Genomic DNA, 7,103 nt, shown 5'->3' on the forward strand with positions numbered 1-7,103 from the left:
ACGAAAGCGACCCCGAGAACGACGCGGGGGCAGTCAGTCGTTCGACTGCGGCGACTGCGGCTGTGACTCCGTCGGACTGCGTTTTTCGTGCCGAACTTTGAACCCGGCCGCTTCTTGGCGGGCGAGCAGTTCGCGCTGTGGATACGGAATCTTGATTCCGGCGTCGTCGAAAGCTGTTTTGACGCTTCTGAGTACCTCCGCTTTCGCCTGCGCACGGCGCGGCGCGGAGGGGTTCGTAATCCAAAAGCGCAGTTGGAGACCGATTGCCGAGTCGCCGAACGTCGTCGGCATGACCTGCGGTTTTGGTACCTCTTCGACGAACGTGAGACCGGACAGCGCGGTTTCCGCCACCGTCTCGGCGCGTTCGATATCGGCTTCGTAGTCGATGCCGACGTCGATTCGAAGGCGGAGTCGGTTGCGCTTCGTCCGGTTCGTTATCTTCGCGTTCGTCACGCGGTCGTTCGGGAAGACGACCGTCTCACCGTCGGCGTTGCTCAGGCGCGTGTTGATGATGGTGATGTCGGTGACGATGCCTTCGGCGTCGTCGATTTGCACCCAATCGCCGAGTTCGAACGGGCGGGAAAACATCAACACGAACCCGGCGATAAGCGACCCGAGGGTCTGTCGCGCGGCCATACCGACGACGATGCCGAGGAACCCGGCACCGACGAGGAGGCTCCCGATTTCGAAGTCCCAGACCGTGAGCGTCGCCAACCCTACGGCGAGGAGGACGACGAGTTGGAGCACGCGAAAGACGATTCCCTCCTGGTGGGCGTTGATGTGGTCAACGTTGCGAGCGTAGGATTCGAGTTTCGATTCGAGGATGTTCGTCCCGACGAGACCGCCGGCGACGAGGACGAACGTCACCCCGAGTCGGGCGATGTTCGGAATCGCCTTCCCAACGACGACCACCACCTCCGACGCGAGACTCGAAAATCCCCACAGGAACAACAGCGAAACCGAGACGCCGACGAAGACGGCGAATTGAAGCGACCGAACGAGAATCGTCGCTGGAAAGAGCCACGCGACGTCGGTGACCGCGTCGGGGACCCGCGAATGTTGCAGGACCCGCGTGCGAAACAGCGTCGAAAGCCGAGTGACCACCCGCGGCGCGAGAAACACGGCGACCCCCACCGCGAGCGCAACGAGCGCCGCGGAGATTCCGATTCGCGCTTCGGTCGAAACGAACTGCGCGAGCGTCGAGCGAAACTCGTCTACCCACGCTATCATCCGACTCGCCACCCCGTCTCCCCCTGTGTAACCATCGTATCCAGTCGGACGGGTACGCACAGAAAAGTGTGACGGAGTACCAATCAGTCTTGAGAATTACACGTTTTGCCACACGGTTGCGGGGCGGCACAGCTCAATTGAGAGTATCAGCCATGATTCCGTCGGTGTCTGTGACGGTGCCGGTGGCAAGGTCAGTGTGGGAGTCGGTGACGATGTGGCTATCGGTGTCAGTGCATGTCGATGTGGGTGACGATAGCGTCCGTGCGGTCGAGTCCAGTAGTAGTCGGCACCGAAAAAGAGAGCAGTCAGTCGATTAGAGCCGCAGTCGATTAGAGTCGCTTCGACACGTACGGACCGTCTTGCTGGTAGCCGAGTTTCTGTTTGTAGTACTGGCGGACGCCGATGCCGGAGATGACAGAAATCTTGTCGTATCCGGCGTCGCGGGCGAGTTCCTCGGCGTGAGCGAGCAGTTTCTTTCCGTACCCCTTGTGTTGCCAGTCGCCGTCGGAGCCGATTCCGGCTTCGGAGCCGTAGACGTGCAGTTCGCGGACGAGTGCGGCGTTCTGAAGTTCGCGGCGGACGGGATTGCCGGGGAACCGAAGGCGGCAGAACCCGACGAGCAGGTCTTCGACGGGGTCTTCGAACGAGATGAAGTGTTCGGTGCCGCCGGCGACCTCGTAGGTCATCACGTCGAGTTCGATGCGGTCTGGGTCCGGGTCGGCCTCGTTCATGCCGACTTCGCGGGCGCGAATGTCGCGTTGGACGATGCCTTTCTTTTCGGCTCGCTGGGCGGCGAGTTGGCGAAGGTTGGACTTCCAGACGCCCGCGTCGATGAAGTCCGCGGGGATGTCACGCTGGACGCGCTGGAGGCGCGTGTACTTCGGAATCATTCCCATGACCTCGGAGACGACTTCCGCGGCTTCTTCGTTGTTCAGCGGGTCGTACTCGTCGCGCCGCCACATGTCGTAGGTGATGGTGTCGCGGACGATGAGCGTCGGGTAGATTTTGAGGTAGTCCGGCCGCCAGTCCGAACTCTCGAACAGTTGGCGGAAGTCCTCGATGCACATCTGTTTCGTCATCCCGGGTTGCCCCGGCATCATGTGGAAGCCGACCTTGAACGCCGAGTCACGGAGGCGGCGGTTCGCGTCGATAGACGCTTGGACGCCGTGGCCGCGGTGCATCTCGCGGTTGATGCGCTCGTAGGTCGTCTGCACGCCGACTTCGACCTTCGTCGCGCCCAAATCCAGCATCCGGTCGATCTGCTCGGGGTCACACCAATCTGGCTTCGTCTCGAAGGTCGTCCCGATGTTACGGATGTCAGCCGTCTCGTTTTCGGCGATAACGTCTTCGACGTATTTGAACTCGACATCCTCGGGGTCGGGCTTGAACGACTGGTCTTCGGCGGGTTCGGGTTCTTTGTCTACGTCGTAGTCGTTGAGCGCTTCGAGTGCTCGCTTGACGAACCACTCTTGATAGTCGTGGCTCCGGGCGGTCATCGTTCCGCCCATCAAGATGAGTTCGACTTTATCGACGGGGTGGCCGATGTGCCGGAGTTGTTCGAGACGGAGCGTGACCTGCCCGTACGGGTCGTAGTCGTTTTGGACGCCGCGAGCGGCCGCGGGTTCGTGGCCCGTGTACGACTGCGACGACGAGAACTCGCTTGCGGGGCCGCCGGGACAGTACAGACACTTCCCATGGGGGCACATGTGCGGCGAGGTCATGATGGCGACCGGCGAGACGCCGGAAGCGGTGCGGACGGGCTTGCGGCGGACGACCTCTTTGACCTCCTCGCGGCGGTCTTCTGGTGCGTATTGGAGAATCTCGGTGTTTTTCGGTACCTTCGGTGAGGAGTGTTGCGAGCAGGCGTCGAGCTTTGCCGATTCGAGGTCGTCGCGGCCGACATCGCCCGCGAGGATGCGCTCTACGAGCGCTTCGCAGGTCCGTTCGAACGCCTCGGACTCCGATTCGGTCTCGGCGCTCACGGACACACCTCCCGGGTGGCGACGTGGTGACGGTTCATGGGCGCGAATCGGGTCGTTTCGTGGATAAGCGTGTCGCTCGGCGGTCTCGAAAACAGCCCTCCATCGAACCGGGTGAGGAGGAGTCTGGATTGTACGTTAGAACTGTTCGGCGGCGGCTTCGAGGACGGCTTCGAGCGCCTCGTCGCGCGCGCCGGTCAGGAATTCGATGCGGCCTTCGCGGATGCCGGCGGCGGCGAGGCCGGCGGATGGTGCCTCTGCGGCGGCCGACTCGACGACTGCGCGGAGGTCGAGGTCGCCCGTACTGCGGACGTACAGTTCGTCCATGCCGAGTGCGATGGTGACGAACGTGTTACCCTCGCGCGTGCGGCGGTGGAGTTCGTCCACGAGCAGGCTCGTCGGCGGGAAGTCGAAGCGGTGACTATAGGCGTCCGAGTCGAGAATCGCGGCCGAAACAGAACCGACGTCGCGGCGTTCGAGGTTGGCTTGTGCGGTCTCGATTTCGTCTTCGAGCTTGATGCGGAACTGCTCGGAGACGTGACCGGCGAGACCCTCGTCGGCGTCGAACAGCAGGTCGGCGATGAGTTCGCGCTTGTCCTGGTAGGACTGGTAGTAGGCTTCCAGTGCGACCGCTTCTCGGAGTTCGCGGACGCGGTCGGCGTCGAAGCCGTGGTCTTCGGCGAGGCCGAGGTACTGCTCGGGGCAGTGTTCCCAGTAACTGACCGCGGGGAGGTGCGACACGTCGTCGCGGATGTCCTCGTTGACGGCGACGGCGAGCGTCGAAGCGAGCGCGCCGACCGAGAGGTCGCGGGCGTCGGCACCTTCGTGGGCAGGGTTGACGAGTACGTCAACTTCCGCCGCGACGTCGTCGTCAGCGGGTGCGGCGTCAACGACGACGCGTTCGGAGCCGTAGACGCCGAGCAGGCCGAGTCCGTCGAGGGATTCGGAGGTCGAGCCAGCGCCGAGAAGCAACACGAGCGGGAGCTTCTCGTCGTGACGGTCGCGGTCTTCGAGCATCCGCGTCACGTCGTTCGTGGCGGCGTCCATTCCGTAGACGGCCTCTTCGAGCGGGCGACGAGTGAAGTAGTGGTATTCGGCGTCGTCGCGGGGATGCTCGGCGCGAATGAGCGGGAGCACGGCACGCTCGACGGCGGCACCGGCGACGTATCCGTCTGCGGTGGCCGTGTGGCGTACGACGATGGGGCGCGATTCGAGGACTGCGCGGCGAATGGCCTCTGCGGCGTCGAGAAGCGACTTGCCGACGGCGGCGACCGGCTCGTGAGCCGCGAGCGGAGCGACAGCGTCCGGACGGGCTTCGTCGGAGAGCGCATCAGCGAGGCGCTGTTCGACGGTTCCGGCCTCGGAGCCGTCGAGAATGGTCAGGTCTTCGGTCTCGATTTGAAGCTCGCCGCGGCGGCGCTCGACCTCGCCGTCGATGCGGACGTAGTCGCCCACTTCGACGCCGGGGTACGCGCGGACGCCGGCTTCGACGAAGGCGGCGCAGTCGGCGATTCCGGTCTCGTCGCGGAGTTCGAAGACGGTCGGGCCGCCGGTCTGGCGGACGCTTGCGATTTCGCCTTCGACGCGAACAGCGTCGCCGACGCGGTTTTCGATGTCTTCGATCGACACGCGCTCGACGTCGGCTGTTTCGGCTGGTTCGGCTGGTTCCGCTGTTTCGGGTGCGTCGTCCGTTTCGGATTCTTCCACTGCGTCGGGTGCAGACTCGGATGCGTCAGATTCCGATTCGGCGATGTCATCGACGACATCCGTCGCGGTCGGGGTTCGGTCCTCGTCTCCGGCGGCGGACTCGGACTCGGCCGGTTCGGTCGATTCGGGTGCTTCGGTCTCGGTCGGCGTCTCAGTCTCGGCGACTGCGTCGGTCTCGTCGGACTCCTGCGAAGTGCTCGTGCCGACGGGCTTCGTCGTCTTACCCGTCTTCGGACGGGTCTTGATAGTCGTCGGGCCACCGCGTTCGGTGTCCTTTTCGACCGGCTCGTTGTCGGCGTCGCCGTTGGGGTCGTGGATGCGAGCGCCGCGGAACTCCGCGTCGGACTGTCGAATCGACCAGCCGAGGTCAATGTTGCCGTTGTCGCGGACGTTCTTTACCTGAATGAACACGTCGTCGCCGGGTTCCCATTCGAGCGATTCGAGACGGCGGTCAAGTTCGCTGCGGTGCAGTAAGCCTGTGACGTTGGAAGCGAGGTCAACGAAGACACCGAAGTCGGCGTACCCGTCTACGGTGCCTTTGTAAAACCGACCGGGGACGAGCTGGTGGGGACTATTGCCCCGGAACTCGAACCAGACGTCCTCCTCGTGCGTAATCCAATCCATTGCGTTGAGCAAACAACCCCTAACTAAAACGATTGTCGAAAAACGCTCAGCCTAGAGCGACACGCGTGCGGTCACCACGCTCCCGTCGCGTCCGGCGAATCGCGGCTCACGACAGGGTGTGCGACGACGAATCGCGTCGCATCAGGTGAGTGCGGTGGCGAGTACCGAGACGGTCGTCGAAAACGCCTCGAACCCACGGAACGCGTAGCCGAAGATAACGCCGGCCGGGACGAACGAGGCGAGAATCGCCTTCGGCACCGACGTTTGGTGTACTTCGCTGATGCCGATGACGAGGAGTACCGCACCGTAGGCCGCGCACACTGCCCGGATTCCGGGTATTTCGAACCCCGCCGTCAACAGTTTCGGAATCGGAACCGCGGCGAACGCACACGGCGCGGTAGCGTAGGCGATGACCTGTACGGTTTCGCTCACGCCGGCGCGCTCGGATAGAAGGGGGATGAGAAGTGCAGTCTGTATCGCCGCCGTCAGGTGGAGCAGTGCCGGCGCGACGAAGAGCGCAATCACCAAGAGCGCGACGACCGCCGAGGCGACCGGACCGCCCTCGATGGTCGGAATCGTCGCCGGCGAGACGGCGAACTGGAGACTCTGATAGACGAGCGCGACGAAGATAGCGAACAGGAGACCGGGTGCCTGGTCGCCGGGGGCGACGCCGTCGCGGAAGAAACGGCGGGGGTGAACGAGCACGGCGACCCACGCGCGGAGGATACCGGCCAACCCACGGTCACGGCCCTCGCGGGGGGTCTCGACCCAAGTAGTCACGCTAGCCTCTAGTCGCGCCGGAGTGTATGACAGTTCCGGCACCGCGCTTCGTAGGACTCCTCGGCACCGACGAGAATCGTCGGGTCGTCAACGTGTGCGGGTTTGCCGTCGATGAGCCGCTGATTTCGCGTCGCCGGTTCGCCGCAGATGGTACAGATAGCCTGCAACTTATCGACGTACTCGGCGAGCGCCATCAGTTGCGGCACCGGGTCGAACGGTTCGGCGCGGAACGTCTGGTCGGTTCCGGAGACGACGACGCGCTTACCGTCGGCGGCTAACTGCTCGCAGACATCGACTAATTCGGCCGAAAAGAAGTTGGCCTCGTCGATGGCGACAACGTCCTCACCGTTCAGTTCCTCGACGATTTGCCAGACGCCCTCGCCCTCCGAGGGAACGACGCTCGCGTCCCACGAGCGCCCGGCGTGCGTGCCGACCGTCGTCTCGCCGTAGCGGTCGTCGAGTTGGGGCTTGAACACGGAGATTTCTTGTCCTGCAATCTCCGCGCGGCGGAGGCGACGGAGCAACTCCTCCGTCTTCCCGGAAAACATCGACCCGGAGATGACCTCTACCCAACCGCTCTGCGTGATGGCGTGCATACGTCGAGAGGGAGACGAGGAGAGCCAAAACGATTGTTCATCTGTTCCGACCGTCGCCGGAGTATGAACGCCATAACTCGGCGACAGTATCGTGTAGGTGATAATTTCTCTCGACTGATGGTCAGCGTTTCCGTACCGGTGTGTTACGCTCGAACTCACGACAGTCATCCGGCACATAACAAATGCC

General features: G+C 63.4%; 5 protein-coding genes. All 5 read right to left on the reverse strand.

The window, feature by feature from the left end; all coding sequences use genetic code 11:
- Positions 1-33: 33 nt before the first annotated feature.
- Positions 34-1,230 carry a mechanosensitive ion channel family protein gene (locus tag C440_RS11585; protein WP_008320669.1) on the reverse strand — a complete coding sequence of 399 codons (1,197 nt, stop codon included), beginning with the start codon at positions 1,228-1,230 and terminating at the stop codon, positions 34-36.
- A 329-nt stretch (positions 1,231-1,559) separates the two neighbouring features.
- Positions 1,560-3,218, reverse strand: coding sequence for a tRNA uridine(34) 5-carboxymethylaminomethyl modification radical SAM/GNAT enzyme Elp3 (locus C440_RS11590; RefSeq protein ID WP_008320671.1), 1,659 nt, complete (start codon positions 3,216-3,218; stop codon positions 1,560-1,562).
- Between the two features lie 129 nt (positions 3,219-3,347).
- Positions 3,348-5,540, reverse strand: a complete 2,193-nt coding sequence (locus tag C440_RS11595) for an OB-fold nucleic acid binding domain-containing protein (RefSeq protein WP_008320672.1) — start codon at positions 5,538-5,540, stop codon at positions 3,348-3,350.
- 141 nt (positions 5,541-5,681) lie between these two features.
- A complete protein-coding gene (locus tag C440_RS11600; protein WP_241432038.1) occupies positions 5,682-6,245 on the reverse strand; it encodes a YIP1 family protein in 564 nt (187 codons plus the stop codon).
- An 83-nt stretch (positions 6,246-6,328) separates the two neighbouring features.
- Entirely contained in the window at positions 6,329-6,916 is a 588-nt protein-coding gene (locus C440_RS11605; protein WP_008320674.1) for a thymidine kinase, read from the reverse strand.
- Positions 6,917-7,103 lie beyond the last annotated feature (187 nt).

The sequence above is a fragment of the Haloferax mucosum ATCC BAA-1512 genome, assembly GCF_000337815.1.
GTDB classification, from domain to species: Archaea; Halobacteriota; Halobacteria; order Halobacteriales; family Haloferacaceae; genus Haloferax; species Haloferax mucosum.